Origin of the sequence: Brachybacterium sp., from assembly GCF_036379615.1 — a bacterium.
GTDB lineage: Bacteria > Actinomycetota > Actinomycetes > Actinomycetales > Dermabacteraceae > Brachybacterium.
In genome coordinates, this window is record NZ_DASVGJ010000069.1 from 69,847 (window position 1) to 85,108 (window position 15,262).

At 70.1% G+C, this 15,262-nt stretch carries 27 protein-coding genes; all 27 read right to left on the minus strand.

Annotated features, from left to right (window positions below; translation table 11 throughout):
• Positions 1–9: 9 nt before the first annotated feature.
• The 27 genes from VF289_RS15910 to VF289_RS16040 all read right to left on the minus strand — a co-directional run bounded on the left by VF289_RS15910 (position 10) and on the right by VF289_RS16040 (position 15,164).
• Positions 10–345, minus strand: a complete 336-nt coding sequence (locus VF289_RS15910; protein ID WP_330884882.1) for a hypothetical protein — start codon at positions 343–345, stop codon at positions 10–12.
• Between the two features lie 83 nt (positions 346–428).
• Positions 429–809: a hypothetical protein gene (locus VF289_RS15915; protein WP_330884883.1), complete on the minus strand. Its 381-nt coding sequence runs from the start codon at positions 807–809 to the stop codon at positions 429–431.
• Between the two features lie 96 nt (positions 810–905).
• Positions 906–1,481, minus strand: a complete 576-nt coding sequence (locus VF289_RS15920) for a hypothetical protein (protein WP_330884884.1) — start codon at positions 1,479–1,481, stop codon at positions 906–908.
• Positions 1,482–1,486: 5 nt separating this feature from the next.
• Positions 1,487–1,780 (minus strand): hypothetical protein, encoded by a 294-nt coding sequence (locus VF289_RS15925; RefSeq protein ID WP_330884885.1) that lies wholly within the window; start codon positions 1,778–1,780, stop codon positions 1,487–1,489.
• Positions 1,781–1,796: 16 nt separating this feature from the next.
• On the minus strand, positions 1,797–2,192 hold the full coding sequence (locus VF289_RS15930; protein ID WP_330884886.1) for a hypothetical protein: 396 nt from the start codon (positions 2,190–2,192) through the stop codon (positions 1,797–1,799).
• 3 nt (positions 2,193–2,195) lie between these two features.
• Positions 2,196–2,450, minus strand: a complete 255-nt coding sequence (locus VF289_RS15935) for a hypothetical protein (protein ID WP_330884887.1) — start codon at positions 2,448–2,450, stop codon at positions 2,196–2,198.
• A 1-nt stretch (position 2,451) separates the two neighbouring features.
• On the minus strand, positions 2,452–2,793 hold the full coding sequence (locus tag VF289_RS15940) for a hypothetical protein (protein ID WP_330884888.1): 342 nt from the start codon (positions 2,791–2,793) through the stop codon (positions 2,452–2,454).
• On the minus strand, positions 2,790–3,377 hold the full coding sequence (locus VF289_RS15945; RefSeq protein WP_330884889.1) for a hypothetical protein: 588 nt from the start codon (positions 3,375–3,377) through the stop codon (positions 2,790–2,792). Before VF289_RS15945 ends, VF289_RS15940 begins: the two co-directional genes overlap by 4 nt.
• 18 nt (positions 3,378–3,395) lie before the next feature.
• Positions 3,396–3,602 (minus strand): hypothetical protein, encoded by a 207-nt coding sequence (locus tag VF289_RS15950; protein ID WP_330884890.1) that lies wholly within the window; start codon positions 3,600–3,602, stop codon positions 3,396–3,398.
• 2 nt (positions 3,603–3,604) lie between these two features.
• On the minus strand, positions 3,605–4,873 hold the full coding sequence (locus tag VF289_RS15955) for a phage major capsid protein (protein ID WP_330884891.1): 1,269 nt from the start codon (positions 4,871–4,873) through the stop codon (positions 3,605–3,607).
• 4 nt (positions 4,874–4,877) lie between these two features.
• Positions 4,878–5,633: an HK97 family phage prohead protease gene (locus VF289_RS15960; RefSeq protein ID WP_330884892.1), complete on the minus strand. Its 756-nt coding sequence runs from the start codon at positions 5,631–5,633 to the stop codon at positions 4,878–4,880.
• Positions 5,634–5,651: 18 nt separating this feature from the next.
• On the minus strand, positions 5,652–7,604 hold the full coding sequence (locus VF289_RS15965) for a phage portal protein (RefSeq protein ID WP_330884893.1): 1,953 nt from the start codon (positions 7,602–7,604) through the stop codon (positions 5,652–5,654).
• Positions 7,601–7,804 carry a hypothetical protein gene (locus tag VF289_RS15970; protein WP_330884894.1) on the minus strand — a complete coding sequence of 68 codons (204 nt, stop codon included), beginning with the start codon at positions 7,802–7,804 and terminating at the stop codon, positions 7,601–7,603. Before VF289_RS15970 ends, VF289_RS15965 begins: the two co-directional genes overlap by 4 nt.
• A gap of 17 nt (positions 7,805–7,821) precedes the next feature.
• Positions 7,822–9,468 carry a hypothetical protein gene (locus VF289_RS15975; protein ID WP_330884895.1) on the minus strand — a complete coding sequence of 549 codons (1,647 nt, stop codon included), beginning with the start codon at positions 9,466–9,468 and terminating at the stop codon, positions 7,822–7,824.
• Positions 9,416–9,787 (minus strand): hypothetical protein, encoded by a 372-nt coding sequence (locus tag VF289_RS15980; protein WP_330884896.1) that lies wholly within the window; start codon positions 9,785–9,787, stop codon positions 9,416–9,418. The genes VF289_RS15975 and VF289_RS15980 overlap by 53 nt, the downstream gene beginning before the upstream one ends.
• Positions 9,788–10,591: 804 nt before the next feature.
• A complete protein-coding gene (locus VF289_RS15985; protein WP_330884897.1) occupies positions 10,592–10,783 on the minus strand; it encodes a hypothetical protein in 192 nt (63 codons plus the stop codon).
• A gap of 2 nt (positions 10,784–10,785) precedes the next feature.
• Positions 10,786–11,157, minus strand: a complete 372-nt coding sequence (locus tag VF289_RS15990; RefSeq protein WP_330884898.1) for a hypothetical protein — start codon at positions 11,155–11,157, stop codon at positions 10,786–10,788.
• 4 nt (positions 11,158–11,161) lie between these two features.
• Positions 11,162–11,428: a hypothetical protein gene (locus VF289_RS15995; RefSeq protein WP_330884899.1), complete on the minus strand. Its 267-nt coding sequence runs from the start codon at positions 11,426–11,428 to the stop codon at positions 11,162–11,164.
• Positions 11,425–11,694 (minus strand): hypothetical protein, encoded by a 270-nt coding sequence (locus VF289_RS16000; RefSeq protein ID WP_330884900.1) that lies wholly within the window; start codon positions 11,692–11,694, stop codon positions 11,425–11,427. The genes VF289_RS15995 and VF289_RS16000 overlap by 4 nt, the downstream gene beginning before the upstream one ends.
• Positions 11,691–11,858 (minus strand): hypothetical protein, encoded by a 168-nt coding sequence (locus tag VF289_RS16005; protein ID WP_330884901.1) that lies wholly within the window; start codon positions 11,856–11,858, stop codon positions 11,691–11,693. Before VF289_RS16005 ends, VF289_RS16000 begins: the two co-directional genes overlap by 4 nt.
• Before the next feature lie 13 nt (positions 11,859–11,871).
• Entirely contained in the window at positions 11,872–12,195 is a 324-nt protein-coding gene (locus tag VF289_RS16010; RefSeq protein ID WP_330884902.1) for a P27 family phage terminase small subunit, read from the minus strand.
• On the minus strand, positions 12,192–12,542 hold the full coding sequence (locus VF289_RS16015) for a hypothetical protein (protein WP_330884903.1): 351 nt from the start codon (positions 12,540–12,542) through the stop codon (positions 12,192–12,194). The genes VF289_RS16010 and VF289_RS16015 overlap by 4 nt, the downstream gene beginning before the upstream one ends.
• The gene (locus VF289_RS16020; protein ID WP_330884904.1) at positions 12,539–13,378 is read right to left on the minus strand and encodes a hypothetical protein; all 840 of its coding nucleotides are present in this window, start codon (positions 13,376–13,378) and stop codon (positions 12,539–12,541) included. Before VF289_RS16020 ends, VF289_RS16015 begins: the two co-directional genes overlap by 4 nt.
• Positions 13,359–13,844, minus strand: coding sequence for a single-stranded DNA-binding protein (locus VF289_RS16025; RefSeq protein WP_330884905.1), 486 nt, complete (start codon positions 13,842–13,844; stop codon positions 13,359–13,361). Before VF289_RS16025 ends, VF289_RS16020 begins: the two co-directional genes overlap by 20 nt.
• Entirely contained in the window at positions 13,841–14,785 is a 945-nt protein-coding gene (locus VF289_RS16030; RefSeq protein ID WP_330884906.1) for a hypothetical protein, read from the minus strand. Before VF289_RS16030 ends, VF289_RS16025 begins: the two co-directional genes overlap by 4 nt.
• A 14-nt stretch (positions 14,786–14,799) precedes the next feature.
• Positions 14,800–15,039 carry a hypothetical protein gene (locus VF289_RS16035; RefSeq protein ID WP_330884907.1) on the minus strand — a complete coding sequence of 80 codons (240 nt, stop codon included), beginning with the start codon at positions 15,037–15,039 and terminating at the stop codon, positions 14,800–14,802.
• Complete coding sequence (locus VF289_RS16040; RefSeq protein WP_330884908.1) at positions 15,036–15,164, minus strand: hypothetical protein; 129 nt, start codon at positions 15,162–15,164, stop codon at positions 15,036–15,038. The genes VF289_RS16035 and VF289_RS16040 overlap by 4 nt, the downstream gene beginning before the upstream one ends.
• Between the last annotated feature and the right edge of the window lie 98 nt (positions 15,165–15,262).

Genomic DNA, 15,262 nt, shown 5'->3' on the forward strand with positions numbered 1-15,262 from the left:
ATTCAGTTGTCAGAGGTCGCGGAGAGTCATTCGCTCGCCGGACTGTTCTCGTGCTTCTCGTTCGGCGACTCGCGCGTGGTAGCGCTTCTTCGCCTCTGTGTTCCGGGCCTCGCGCGCCTCGCGTTCGCGCTTGCCGACGGGGAGCTCCCAGGCCTTGGGCTTGTCGCCCTTCTTGCCGGAGAGCGACCATCCGAGCTGTCGGATCGTGAGGTCGACCTGGGCAAGGGCTTGGAACTCTTCAGTCACGGCGTTCGCCCCACCGAGCTCCCTGCCCACGGCGCATGCCGCGGGCAGGTGCTCGACGAGTGCGGCCACCAGGCCGGGCCGGATCTTCCTCGCGTACATGTCGGCGAGGTCGATCTGGTAGTACCGCCAGAGGTCGGCGATCAGCGCGGTCCGGTGGAACGTCGCGAAGTACGCGAGGCCGATCAGTTTCCCGAGTTCTGAACCTTCTGCATCTGCTCGAGCAGCGCGGTCAGGAATGCCTCAGCCTCCGAGTAGGGCACGCGAGTGCCCACGCGGTGGCGGGCCTTGAACACGTCCCACTGCGCCCCGCCGAGGAGGCGGACGGCAGCGGAGACCTGCTTGCCCTGCTCGAGGTCGAGGACGAAGTCGACGTCGTCGATCGCCTCGCGCTCGATGGTGTAGGTGTCGCCGTTCCAGTCGAGCGTGACCTCATCGGCGAGGACTCGCACGTTCCGGATCTTCTTCGCCTCGGGGGCGGCTTCCTTGCGGTCGGCGGGTGCCTTCGCGCCCGTACTCTTCGCGCGCTGCGTGGTGTTGGTGGTCTTGGTCGTCTTTGCGGCCATGGTCTGGGGCTCCCTTCAGGTTGGCTCCGGGCAGGTTTGGGAAGGGGCGCGACGGGAGGGAGCCACCCCCGCCGCGCCCCAGTCAGAGGGGGTCGGTCAGACGCCCGCCCCGGCGACGGCTTCGACGTACGCCGGGTGGTTGGTGATGATGTACGCGTCGCCACGGATGGCGAGCGTCATCTGGTGGGTCGTGGGATCCGCGTGGGAGTGCGAGACGCTGCCGCGGTCGGTGATGCTGACCAGGGGCGCGACGTAGTACTTCACGACGTCGTACGCCACGGACTTCACGACGGCCGCACCCTCGATGGCGCTCATGGCACCCGGGAGGTCGATCCGTGCAGCACCAGCGCCGGCGGACACCGGATCGCTCGCGCCGTAGAACATCTTGGCGACGAGCGGGGTGTCCTCCATCGCGGTGAACTGGAACGACTTGCTGGACCCGGTGACGGGGAACGCCACCGCGGTGCCGCCCTGCCAGGCGATGATTTCGCCCGAGTCGACGGACACCTCGATCGAGACGCCGTCCTCGTTGATCCATCCCACGTCGTGCAGGAGCGGGTCGATCGCGTCGTCGAGCCCCTGCGGGAGGGTGAACGCGTCACCCTTGAACCCGAACAGGACGGCCGAGTCCTCGCCGCCGTAGATCTTGATGTTGTCGAGGTTCTTCGCCATGTCGCTCAGCCCTTCCGCCGGGCGTCCGGCTTGGTCGTGGCTGCCGGCGCGTCAGTCGCTCCGGCGGCGGTGGGGACGTCGCCCGCGGCGGGCTCGTCCTTGGGGATGTCGGCGTTGCCCGGGATCGCCTCCGGGACGGTCTCGCCGCTCGCGGTGGCGGTCGAGTCCTCGACCTTCACGCCAGCGCCGAGCGCGACCAGCAGTCGCGCGTCTCCGGGGGCGACGTCCACGACGTCACCGGCCTTGTACTTCCTGTCTCCGACCTCGCGAGTGTCCGCGAGCTTGACCTTCACACCCATGGGGGTGCCTCCTCCTCTATCGAGAGACCCCGCGGACGCGGAGCCTGATCATTGCGGTCGCCCTATGGACGTCGGGGAACCGCGGGTCTGGTTGAGCGGCGATGCCGCCCGGGTTGCCGGTATCGAGCACCTGCCAGCCGTCGAGCTGTCCGCCCTCGAGGGCCAGCACCTCGTTGATCGCGTCGCCGACGATGCGTTCCGCGACGGTGGGGCGTGTGGGATGCCAGCCCGCGAGGTCGATGCGCACGTCCTCGGTGAGGCGCGTGCGTCCCCCTCCGGTGCGGGCCAGCTGGAGGAATCCGGCGGTGGGCCACGGTGCGGGCAGACGGAGTCCCGCGTCGATGGCGAGACGGGCGGCCAGGTGAGCGCGCACGAGCTCGAGGGTGTCCGGGAACCGGGTCAGCTCCCCCATGGGTCACCCCTTCCCGGCGTCGATGGCGCGCGACAGCGTCCCGTACTGGGCCTGGTTGCGGTCGGCTTCCTCCGTGGTGGTGGCGACGCGTGCGCGAGTGCGGTCGAAGCCGTCCCACACGCGCGCGTCGACGCCAGGTCCCGCGGCGGTCGCGATCCGGTCTGCACGCTTCTGAAGGTCTGCTCGCACGCCCGGGGAGCGGAGCAGCTGGGCGACGCCCTTCTTGTTCAGCTGCCACTTGATGCGTCCACGCGCCATGTCAGCGCACCTCCCACTTCGTGAGGACCAGCTGCACGTGCGAGAGCGCACCGGTCGGAGACCGCCACCGCTGCCCGTCGGCCGCGAGCCCGAACACGCCCGCGCCGACGACCTCGACGCGCGCCGACTGCGGCACGGCACGGCGTCCTCGAGCGAGGAACGTGCCCGTGACCTCCACGGCGTATGCGCCGGCGTCGACTTCGCCGGGACCGGGCTCGAACAGCCCGCTGAGCTCGAACACGGCCGCAGGGTTGTCCCAGTCGTCGTACTGCGTGCCACGCTCGACGAACACGCCGGGCACGGTGACGGTGGCCTTGTCGCTGGCCCACGACACCGGGCTCACGGCGCAGCCTCGAGCCGGTATGCGTTGATCGTCGCCAGGTCCCGGTCGAGCAGGGACAGGCCACCGGAGACGCCGATCTGGGTCTGGGACCAGGTGATCGCCACTTGGCCGGCCTGCTCCCGGATCGCGCCCTTGGGAGACGCGAGCGCGAGCACGGACACCTGCACGACGACGGCCGCGAGGTCCGGCACCTCCTTGAGGTGGTAGCCGTGCTCGACGTCGACTTCGATGCGGTGCGGTCCGTTCGAGAGCGTCCCGGCCCAGATCGCTCCGGACTCGTCCCAGGCGAAGTCACGCACGGCCCGGCCGTCCACACGGACGGCGGTCACGGCGCGTAGCCGCCCGGAGGGGACGAGCACGTCGAGACGCCCGCCGCCGTAGTGATCAGTGACGGTGATGGTGTCGCGCACGACCGGAGCGATGTGCCAGCCGCAGTGCCGGCGGACGGCGGCCGAGGCTCCGTCCATGAGGAGCTTCAGCCGAGGATCGTCCGACTCGACGTCGTCGGCCCACTCGCTGATCGTCTCCGCGCCCGCGAGGGGCGGGAGCAGCACGAGGTCGCTGGGCGGCTCGACTATCTCCACGACGTCACCCCCGCCCGGCTACTTGTTCGCGACGGTGCGTCGCTGCTTGTTGGCCGGGGTCCGAGCCTTCCGGGCGGCCGGCTTGTCCTCGGTCTTCTCGTCCTCGTCAGCGGCAGTCTCGGGGGCCGGGGCGGCCACGCCGGGGAGCTTGATCCCCAGCGCGGCCGCTTCGTCCCTGCGCACCCGGATGCCGTTGACGACGACGGTCACGTCGTCGCCCGCCATGCTCAGGCCGCGGCTTCGCCGAGGATGAGCAGCCGGGACGGCTTCCAGATGACCTGCTCCGCGCGCAGCTCCGCGCGGACGTAGGTCATGTTCCGCTGGGCGTAGTCCTTGTGCTGGTTGAACGCCAGCACGGACAGGCCCTCGACGTCGAGCAGAGCGATCTGCTTGAAGTCGCCGAGGATGAACTGCCCCTCCGGGACGCGCTCCGACTCGACGATCGGGCGACCCCACAGGGTGCCGGGGCCGGACCCGAACGGGCCCTGGCCGTAGAACCGGCCGTCGGCGTCCTGGAGCAGGTCGACCTCAGCGGCGTCGATGGGGTTCAGCACGATCGCCTGGACGGTGCCGCCGGGGAGGCGGGTGATCCGGGTGATCGCGCGACGGATCGCCTTGACCTTCTCGATGAAGTCCGCGCCGAGCGCGTACTCCACCTCCTGCACACCGGTGGTGTGCAGCAGGCCCTTCGGCTCACCGTTAGTGCCGGTGCCGTTGAGCAGCTTGTCCTCGATGAGGGAGTCCAGCGAGTAGCCGAGCTCCTGATTCATGTACGACGCGAACGCCGGGGCGTCGGCCAGGAGCTGGTTGGTGACGTCGTAGCCGTCCGCGTAGGTGTACGGCTTGGCGTCGGCCATGTTGGTGCTCAGGCCGGAGGTCGGCTTGAGTGCCGCATCGTCGGTGCCGGAGGTGGCCTCCGGGACGATCGCGGCGTTCCGCTCGACGCTGATGATCTGCACGTACTCGAACGCGCCCGCGGCGGTGCCCCGGCTGATCAGGTCGAGGAAGGTCAGCCGGTTCCGGTCGACCTGGTCGATCGTCGGGAACCGGGTCGGCTGCACGTGCGCGACCGGCGAGGTGAGCGCCTTCGTGCCGAAGTGCTCCTCGAGGGTGCCGACCTTGACCTTCCCGATGTTCACGGGAGAGCCGGAGCCGACACCGGTCGGGAACTGCTTCTGGAACGCGCCGTACGCGGCCGACTTCGTGAACCGTTCGCCGAACGAGCGGGCGGCCTTCACGCCCGACTCGTCGGAGTCGCCGCCCTGGTCGCCGTCACCGACGGTGCCGGGCTCGTCGCCGAGGCCGGCGAGACGGTCGAGCGACGCGCGGGACTTCTGCGCGGCCTCGATCTTCTTGTCGAGCTCGCCGACCTCCGCGATCTTCGCATCGATCTGCGAGACCTCGTCGTCGGTGAGTTCGCGGCCGTCGGCCTTTGCCTTCGCCGCGATGTCCTGTGCCGCCTTGAGCGCGGCGGCGCGCTGCTGCTTGAGGTTCATGTCCTCAGTCCCCTTCCGGGTCGTCGTGGTTGATTCCTGCGAGTTCGAGGAGGGTGAGTCGCCGCGCCGCCGCGCCCGGGTCGGCCTCCGACTTGCGGGTTTCCTGGCCCGCCTCGTCGTTACCGCCCGCCGTTCCGTCGGACTTCTCGGGGGGATCGGCCAGGGTGATCGCCTGGTCGATCGCATCGCGCACTCCTCGCAGTGCGTCGATGGTCTTGGTGGGCAGCTCGCGTCCATCGCGGACGGCCGCCGTCATCTGCTCAGCCATGCCCTTCACGGCGAGCACTTCGGTCTCCTGGTTCGCCCCGATGGGCACCACGGACACCTCGTAGAGCTTCAGCTCGCGCAGCTCGTACACGTCGTCGCCGTCGCGCTCAGCCATCGCGGCGTCGAGCACGTCGAACGCGAACGACATCTGCGAGACGCGGCCGGCCTTGAGCAGCCGGTACACCTGCGCGGCCTTCGGGGACTCCAGGTCGAGTTCGGCGCGGACCTTCAGCCCGTGCTCGTCCTCGGAAGCCTCGACGACGTGGCCGATGTTGTAGTCCGGGTCCTGCATGTTGTGGCCCCAGAGGACCGGCAGCGCGAGCCCGGAGGCGTCCCACTCCTTGAGGGACTCCGCGAACGCGCCCTTGACGACGACGTCGCCGTAGGAGTCGACGTTCCCGAACACCGAGGCGTAGGCCTCGAACTGTCCGTCCTTGAGTCCGGCGTCGCCACCGGCCTTGACACCGACGAGCGGCATGTTCTTGAACCGCATGAGCGGCCTCCTGTTCTCTCAGGTCTCGGGGGTGATGACGAGGCCGCACTGGCATCCCGCGACTTCATCCGGGCCGCCGTCGGCGTCGCCCGGCCACTTCATGCCGTTCGAGAACCGCTCGTCGATGCCGACGGTCTGCCCGCTCATCGCGGCGTGCGAATCGCGGGGGTCACCGGATCGAGTCACCCAGGTCTTCGTGGCCTTCGACCCGAGGTTCTGTTTCGCCGCTTCGTGCTGCGCGAACGATCCGACGGCCGTGACGAGCGCACCCGCCGCGGCGATCGAGCGTGCGTTCACCGCGGTGTCGAACACCCCGTCGGGGGGCTCGTCGGCGGTGACCGCGGCCTCGAGCTGCTCGTGCGTCGCGGAGTTGATCCACTTCGCGCGGGCGGCCATGACCTTCTCGAGGTATGCGAGGGTCCGGGCGACCGAGTAGCGGGCGTCGTCCCGGAGCCGGAGCGCGGTCGTCGCGCCGATCGTGGACGACAGCGCGATCGCGGCGTCGTACAGGTCGGCGGCGAGCTCTCCGTCCCACCGTTCGGCGTCCCACCAGTCGTCGGACCCACCGTCGATGAGCGGCGAGACCGCGAGCCGCTGTCGGTCGAAGTGCCGGCGCAGCAGTGCGGCGAAGGCAGCCCGGTCGCTGGCGTCTCCCCCGACTTCATCGGCCTTTGTCTCGACCTGCCGCCCCGGCACGGTCACTCCCGAGCCCTTCGGAGGCGGGGCCGAGTCCGTGGGCGAGGCCTGCCCACCGACGAGGACGTTCAGGGGCGTGATCAGCTCATCCCCACCGTCTACCGCCGGTAGATTCATGCGGGCACGGGCCTCGTTGCGGGTCATCCACGGCGCGCCCGTACTCGTCTGAAGCTGGGATCCCTGCTCCTCGAAGCTGCCACGCATCTTCGCCTGCACGTTGGCCTCGATGTAGAGACCGTCGCCGGGCTCGAGCATGGACACGAGCCGCCCGATCACCTGCTCCGTGCCGCTGATGTACGGGCCGAGGTTGATCGACCAGAGCATCGTGCGGAACGCGTTCAGGTTCGCGAACGTCCCCTCCCGCGACCCGACCATCTCGGGGGCGATGTGGTACGCCGCGGAGACCTCGACGTCGGTGAGCTTGCGCGACTCGACGTCCGACACGTCCTTGGGGCTGATGCCCGTCAGGGGCCGGTACGTCATCCCGTCTTCGAGCAGCAGCATGGACCCCGCCCGGGTCCCTCCCTGCTTGAAGCCGCGCAGGCCCGACAGGAACCGGTTCCGCGCCTCGCTGTTCGGCCACTTCGTGTCGCGCTCGACGACGCCGCCGAAGGCGGGGCCGCGCTCGAACAGCTCCGAGCGGTAGGCGGCCTCCTTCAGCCACTCGTCGATGGGGACGCGCAGCGACTCGAGGGGCGAGCTGCCCTTCCCGCTGGAGCGCGGCGAGTAGCCGACGTCGACGAGGAAGTCACCGGGGTCGCGCTCCGTGGTGCGGCCCTGCGCGTCGATCAGCACCACGGCCTTGAGCCGGTGGAGCCGGTCGAGCTTCGGACGCCACGTGTGCGCGGGGAGGCGCACGAGGCGCGGCCCCTCGTCGGTCTGCACGACCTCGATCGCGAAGCGGTCGAAGATCAGCCCGTCGAGCACGACCGCTTCCCAGAACCGGAACGGCGTTTCCGTGGGGTCGGTGCTGGGCCATGCGAGCACGTCGGAGACCGCCCCGTCACGGACCCGCTCCCGGTCGGTGTCGGCGACGCGCCTGTACACGTGCCAGGGCAGGGACGCGATGTGCCGCGCGATGAACGTGGTCACCTTCCGCACGCTGGGGTGCGCGGCGAACACGCGGTCGACGGTCATGTCCGCGACGTCGGTCCAGTCCGACAGCGGGACGCCCGGGTCCGGGGTCAGCACGCCGTCGACGGTGGAGAACGGGACCATGGTGGGCTGGTCGGTCAGCGCCGGACCGTAGTCCGCCGGCCACACGAAACGGCTCACGGGATCACCGCCGCCCACACGATCGAGGACGTCGCGACGACGACCGGTCCCGGCAGGTCAGCCTCACCGTCGGCGGCGAGCGCTCGCGCGTCCCGCAGGGACACGGAGTCCGCGGACACGTCGACGAGCACCCCGTGGAGGGTCACGCCGTCCAGATGGAGGTTGACCGCCTGGCCCCGATGGATCTTCAGCAGACGCACAGCGCCACCTCCTTCGTTCACACGACCGCGACGTCGTAGTCCTCGTACGCGGACGATTCGTCTTCTTGGGGTCGCAGCACGTCCCACACCGCACCGGACGCGGCCATGAGGACCGCGCAGCCGTACGGGGATCCCGTCGCTGACCACATCCATGCGTCACCACCCGCCATGGGGCGGGTGACGACCGTTCCGGCCACGAGGTCCAGGACCGGCGAGGGCCGGTGCCAGAGCCGTGCCGGCTGGTCCTTGTTCGTCTCGTCCTCGTCAGCGTCCGGTTCCCAGTTGTGGGCCACGACCGCGTCGAACAGCACGCCGCACGCGCTTCCGAGGTTCGCGCCGCCCCAGTCGATGACCTCGACGCCTTCCATCGCCTCGAGGTCGTCAGCGACGGACACGACGGCCGCACCGCGTCGTCGCGCGACGACGCGTAGCTGCTGCCCGGGCTTGACCCGCTCCTTGAACCACGCCGTGATCCACGACGTGCCCGGCCGGGCCGCGATCGGCTCGACGTGAACGTCCCCGTCGTCCCGATACCCCGCGGCGACGATGTACGAGTTCGCGCGGTCCGGCTCGACCTCGACACAGAACGTCACGGGGTTCCCGTTCGCGATCGCGCTCGCCCGGTCCTGCCCGGCGAGCCACGACCCATCGGGGAACACGCTCTCGGTCGCGCCGTCGTTCCACTGGCACAGGCACTCCGTGCGGTACACCCACTCCGGATCCGTGGTCGCGGCCGACGCGAGCGCGCGGTGCATCTCGACGTGCCCGTAGCTGGGGTTCGCGTCCAGCCAGCCCTCGAGGTCGTGCACGTCGCATCCCGGCGGTGCCGACCACTCGAACCAGCCGAGCGCCGCGTCACCCTTCGTGATGTCGTCGTCCGGGGCGTTCTCGTCCTCGACCGTGGCCGAGAGGATGTCCGCGACACCCTCAGCGGCCCGCACGATCCCGTCCGGGTCGCCCAGATCGCGGTGCGCCATGAGCCGCAGATGCCGCAGCACGATCGACGCCGCGTCGCCCGCGTTGGACATCCCCACGATCAGGGCGTCCGGCCGGGCCATCGTCGTCTTCGTGACCGCGGACCATGCGTCCCAGGTCGAGTGCTCGCGCAGCTCGTCCAGGAGGATCAGATCGCCGGAGAGGCCACGCCCGCCCCGGCGCGTCGCCGGCTGCACGCGGTACCGCTCCCCCGTCTCGAGGACGAGCGCCTTCTTCCCGTTCGAGCGGTGCACGGCCTTGATCAGATCCGCGAGCTCGTCGACGCCCTCCGCGAGGTCGACCGCGCCGTCCCACACCTCTTCCGAGATGTCGAGGTTCTGCGCCGTGCCGATCACCAGGCCCGAGCCGCGGACGTACATCGTCCACAGCGCGAGCACCTGCGACAGCGTCGACTTCCCGTTCTGCCTCGCGACGGACAGCATCACGGTCCGGAACCGCAGCCCGCCTTCCTCCCGCAGCTCGAGCGCGTGGATCAGGAACCACTGCTGCCAGGGGTACAGGCGGATGCCCAGCAGATCGTGAGCGAAGTCGATCACCGCGAAGCCGAGGGACGTCTCTGCCGTCAGCTCCCGCAGCGGGGGCGTGAAGATCCGCGGCTCAGCAGAGCCGAACCGCTTACGTGCCGGTGCGGCCCGCTTGCTCCGCACGGAGGACCGAGAGCTTGCCACCCTTGGCCTCCTTCCGCTCAGGCAGAACCGACCGGCCGGCGACCGTCAGTCCCAGCTCGCGGGCGGTCTTCACGTACAGCCCTTCGGTCACGTTGTCGAAGCGCCCGTCGATGTACGGGAAGTCCACGTCGTCCATCCGCTCAGCCATGCGCAGCAGGACCGTCGCCGTGCCCTCGTCCATGTCCGTGATGACGTGCGCGGCCCGCGCGGCCCGGATCGCCTCGACGGTCGCGTCGACCACCGAGCTCGCGACGCCGTCGTCCGCGTCCAGGGAGTTGAAGCGGTCGACCGCGTCCTGGTCGTCGTTGCTCAGCGCCATGCCCAGCCCCCTTCCACTCCGAGTAGATGCGGCGGCATGCGCGCGCGCACGCGCGAGGACCCGGTGCAGGGTGCAGGAGAGAGAGAGCCCTACCCGAACCCCACACTCGGGCACACGCTCGGGTCAGGAATCCGACCCCCCTCCTCCCCGAGGGGAGAGGGTGGGGAGGGATCACCGGCCCGAGCGTCGAGCGATCACCAGTCCCGTGACGGTTCGCCGAGCGCGAGCTTGGCGTGCACTTCGTCGGCGGGCTTGTTCGATCGTCTCCGGTTGCATCCGTGGTGTGAGGCGCGGAGGTTGGAGCGATCCATGCGTAGGTGCGGGTATTCGGACCAGGTCTTCGCGTGGTCGGCTTCGAAGGCTCCGTCCGGGATCGGCTTCCCGGGTCGGTGTCGGAGTCGGTAGTCGATGGGGTGTGAGCAGAGCCAGCAGGGTGCGGATGCTTGTTCGCATTCGGCGCGGAAGGTGCGGATGAGTGCTTTGTACCGTTGGTCGTCGCGCGTGATGTGGACGGGGGGTCCGTTCATGGTCACCCCCGGGCATGAGTGCGGCCCGCCCGCTTGTTGAGCGGGCGGGCCGTGTTCCCCACCAGCGGACACACTTCCGCCACTGCGCTTGAGTATGTCACATCGGAGACGGTGCGTCTTGCATTCGTGGACGGTGGTGTGGGTCTCGTGGGTCTGGGGTGTGGGGGCTGGGGTCTGGGGTCTACCTCCAGGGGTGGGGTCTACCCCTTCGGTTCGTGGGTCTGGGGTCTACCTCTGGAATCCCGGGGGCTGGGGTCTACCCCCTGGGATTTGGGGTCTACCTTCGCGGGGCTGGGGTCTGGGGTCTACGTGCTGCGAGGCGGTATACGTCGTCGAGGGCGTAGAGGGTGCGGCCTTGCTGGTCCTCGCCCTGGCGGGCGAGCTTCCCGCGCGCGGCCCAGGTGCGGATCAGTGCGGGCTTGACCCGGGCGGCGTGGGCTGCGGCGAGCGTGTCGACGAGGCGGGGCATGGTCAGTCGATCACCACCGTCTCGCGGTCTCGCGTGATCGCGCTGATCCGGTCGATGGTCGTGACGTCCCGTCCGTCGCCGATCATCTGTCGGTATCCGTCGATCACGACCACGTCGGCTTGGGCGTGGTCGACCATGCCGGCGCGGATGGACGTGAACGTCGCGGCGATCTTGGTGCGCTCGTCGCGCAGCCACTGCCCGCCGTTGAAGAACGACCAGCGGTATCCGGTGGGGTCTCCCCCGCTGACGGTGTAGGCGTGGTCGAGCAGCTGGGCGTGTGCGTGCTTCGCCTGCGTGAGGGACGGGGACACGACGAGCACGGATCGGCCGGCGGTGAGGTCTTCGAGGATCCCGCGCGTGATGTAGCGGTTCATGGTGTCAGTCCCTTCCGGCGTGGAATGTCTGGGCGGCGCGGCCGTCTCGATACCCGCGCGTGTAGGCGCTCGCGCCACGCCCGATGGCGAGCACGTACGCGCTCTCTGCCCGGTCGGCGCGGCGGTCGAGGACCGCGGAGTATCCGGCCCAGAGCGCGACGAGGAGCCACGCGGCGACGGCGTCCCAGTTGCTCGAGAGGATCGCGAGGACGGCCGCGGTGATGAGTGCGACGGCGATGACGGCGTACATGCCGATGCGGATGACCTTCATGTCGTCCCGTCCTTCCGGCCCTGGATCGCGTCGCGCACCTCGTCGCGGCTGTGGCGCGCGGCCCAGTCGGTGAGGGCGTCGGCGATCGCGCGGGCGTCTCCGATGGGGAGGTGCAGCGTGACGCTGGTCAGTCCGGAGAGGTGCGCGGCGCGGGTGCGCTGCTTGAGCGTGGCGGCGATGTCGGCGACGCTCGTGCGGCGGTGCTTCGCGGCCTGCTCCTGGATGAACGCGGTCGCGGCGGCGGTCTTCCCTGCCCGGCGGGTCACAGGATCGCTCCCCAGATCGCGGCGAGCGCCCACACGCCGAGGGAGCCGACGATCCCGATGACGAGGGCGACGATCGCGAAGCCGAGGGCGAGGCCGGCGAAGTGGCCGGGTCCCTTCCGGGTGGGCTTGGGTCGGTGGGGCGGGTAGCTGTTGTCGTGCTGCATGGTGGTCTCCTGTTCAGCGGCGGGTGCGGCCGCGGGGGGTCTTGGCCTGGTAGCGGTCGCCGATGCGGGCGAGCTCGCGGGCGGCGTTGTTCTTGATCGCGATGGCGGGGTTCTCGACGGGTGCGCCGCGCGCGTCTTGGACGAGGACGCCGTGCTCGCTGACTTTCGCGGTCGCTGCGCGGAGGTCGGCGGTGATGGCGCAGTACGCCTCGAGGCCGGGCCCGATCTTCCGGGCGATGGAGTCGTCGCCGGCGTCGCGGTGCGCGTCGACGACTTCGCCCCAGATCGCGGCGACGTCTTTGGGCATGTCCTTCGGGGGGTCGAGCTCAGTGGTCACGGTGCCTCCAGGGGTTCAGGGTTGGGCGTGGTGACGTTCCCGAGCGCGGCGAGGGCCTGCTCAGTCGTGACCATGCCGGCCGAGACGGCTATGGCGATCGCGGCGGTCCGGCGCATGAGCCCGACCGTGAACCTCGCGTAGTCCAGCGCCTCGCCCCGGGTCGCGAAGTCGCGGCGGATCACTTCGGTGTCCGGGTCGGCATCGAGCTCCGCCCGGAGAATGGCGGGGGTGGCCGGTGAGCGGCGGGCGGCGTAGTACACGTCGACGTACCAGCGCCGACCCTGGTCTCGCCAGTCCTCCGAGCCCGCCCACACGGAGGCGCGGATGCGCGAGTCGGTGATGCTCATGCGCCCATCACCCCGATCCCGCTCATGGGGCGTGCGCCGAGGCTGCTGCCCGTGGAGTCGATGCGGTCGAGCTGCTCCGCGCCGCGGTCTGGGTGCCAGCCGGGGTCGATCCCGCCGAACAGCTCGTCGGCGACGCGCGACCCGAACTCGACCATGCCGGGGTCGTTCGTGACCGTGAACCACTCCGCGCGCTTGTTCTCGTTGAGGTTCGCGCTCGAGAGGATCACGAAGTCGTGAGCGCCGCCGCGGACGATGACGTTCTTCGCGTGAGTGCGGGTCGTGCGGATCGCATCGAGCCCGAACACGTCCTCGAGCACCGCGGCGTACGACGTGCCATCCATCGCGTTGTTGCCCCGGTTGTTGCGGAAGCTGACGTCGAGCACGAGCCGGAACGAGGTGATGAGGTCCGAGGTGATGAACCGGTTCAGCACCTCCATGTCGTACAGCCCAGCGGACCAGGTTTCGACGGTCACTTCCGAGGGGCCGGCGGTGTCGAGGAGCACGAGGATCAGGTCGAGGAGCGAGAAGTCTCCGGTGGTGCGCCAGAACTCGAACCACGACGCGTCGGGCTCCCGTTGTACGTCCTCGAGGAACGGGCCGAGGGCGAGGCGCGCCGAGTTGGTGCGCAGCATGCGGTTGCGGCGGCGCGCGGGGTCGACCTTCACGCGGTGCCCGGCCGAGGCGACGGGCTGGGTCGCACGGTGTGTGCCCGTGCCCTGCACGTCGCCTGCCTGGCCGAGCTTCCCCGCGGGGTCGACGTTGAGGGGCAGCTGGTCGGCGTCACGGAAGTGTGCGCGGGTCGCGGGGTCCCAGTGCTCAGAACGGCGGGTCGTCATGGCGGGCACCCCCTGCCCCGTATCCGAGCTCGGCGGGCTGCGCGCCGCCCTGCGTGGTCGCCCCGGCGGCCGGGGCCGGCGGTGCGGCCTGCCCGGCGCGGCCCGTGCCGGTCGGCTGCTGGTCGCGGTCCCTCTTCGGCCATGCCTTCGGTGTCCCGTCGGCGCGGAGCTTGAGGGTCTGCCCGGGCGTGCCGTCGCGGCGCGTGTACGAGTCCATGTACAGCATCCCGGTCACGCGGATCAGTGCCCCGGACTCGATCGCGAGGTCGGCGGTGTGCTCAGCGGCCTTGCCCCACCACTCGATGGTCAGCCAGGTCTCGTGCTCCTTGAGCCAGCCGCCGACGCCGTCGGGCTTGTCCTGCGACCAGACGCCGCGGACCGAGCAGACGCCGGTCCCGTCGTTGAGGAACCGCAGCTCCGGCTCGCCGCCGGTCCGGGCGACGACCGTGACGATCGGGGCCTTCATGCCTGACCCTCCGCACGGCCGGTGTCGGCGTCGGCGATGAACGCCGCGATGTCGACCATGTCCTGTACGCCGACCATGGGCACGGACGTGCCGGGAGCGAACAGCGAGGACAGCACTCCTCCACCGCTGCCGGTGCGCGGTGAGCGCCGAGACTCGAGGATCCGCACGGCCTGCTCGAGCGCGGCGACCCGCTCGCGCTGGAACTCGTCGAGGTGGAAGCCGGCGGCGTCGATCGCGTCCGCGGCCTCACCCGCGACCTTCGCGATCTTCTCGACGAAGCCGTCGGTGTCCGGGATGACGCGGACGTGCACGTGCCCGACCGTGGTCTTCCCGTCGTCCTCGTCCGGGTCGGCCGTGATGCTGTCATCGTCGGTCTCGTCGGCCTCGTCGGCCTCGTCGGCCGGCTCGTCGGCGTCCGACCCGGCGAAGTCGTCGGCGGTCACGCCGAGGCCCGGCAGGTTGTCGGAGTAGAGCACGAACCCCGCGGTCTTCGTGTGGTCGTCAGCGAGCACGCCGCCCACGCGCCAGGAGCCGCTCTCATCCTTGACCAGGTCGGCGACCCGGTACTCACGACCGATGCCGAGGCGGGGCGCGCCGTCCGCGAAGTCACGCGGCTCGTCGAACGTGAGCGACGACCCGGCGGGCAGCGCCTCGAGCGCGTCCGCGATCGCGAGTGCGTCGTCCTGGTCGACGTCGAGGCCGATCCGAGCGAGGTCGCGGGAGTACATGAACCCGTGCACTTCGTGGTTCCACGGCAGCGAGTCGGCTCCCCCGTCATGCTTCAGCACGTCACCGGGTCGAAGGTAGGTCGGCGCGCTGTCGTCGAGGGTGCTGGCGTCGAAGTCGTGCGGCATCGTCCAGCCGTCCGGGACGGTGACGGTGTCACCCCTCCCTGCGTCCTCGAGGCGGGCGAGGCGGGCGTCGTAGTCGTTGGTGGTCATGGTGGGGGCTCCGTTCAGCGCCGGGCGGCGCGGGTCGTGCGGATGAGTAGTGCGGTCAGGGCGGCACCTGCGAGGAGGTGTCGTCCGTCGATCGGCCCGCCGGGCGGGTCGGTGATGATCGCGAGGGCGATGCCCATCGCGAGCAGGGCGAGGATCAGGTCGAGCAGCGGGACCGTTTCGTCTCGTGTTCGTAGACGGTCAGGGCACGCGGAAGACTGCGCAGTGCGCGCGCGATCCTCCCGGGTGTGCGTCATGCGAGGTCTTCCGCGAGTGCAGCGAGCGCCTCGGCGAGCGCGCCGAGGGTTTCCCTGTCCAGCGGCTCGTCAGGTGCGGTGATCTGCGCACCCTGTTCGGTGCCGTCTTCGTCGGTGACGGTCACGAGGTTGATCGTGACGTCTCCGGGAAGGTGGAACACCCTCGCGTCAGCGGTAGGCATGGTGACTCCGTTCGTGGGGGTGGGTCGCATGGTGGGTTCTG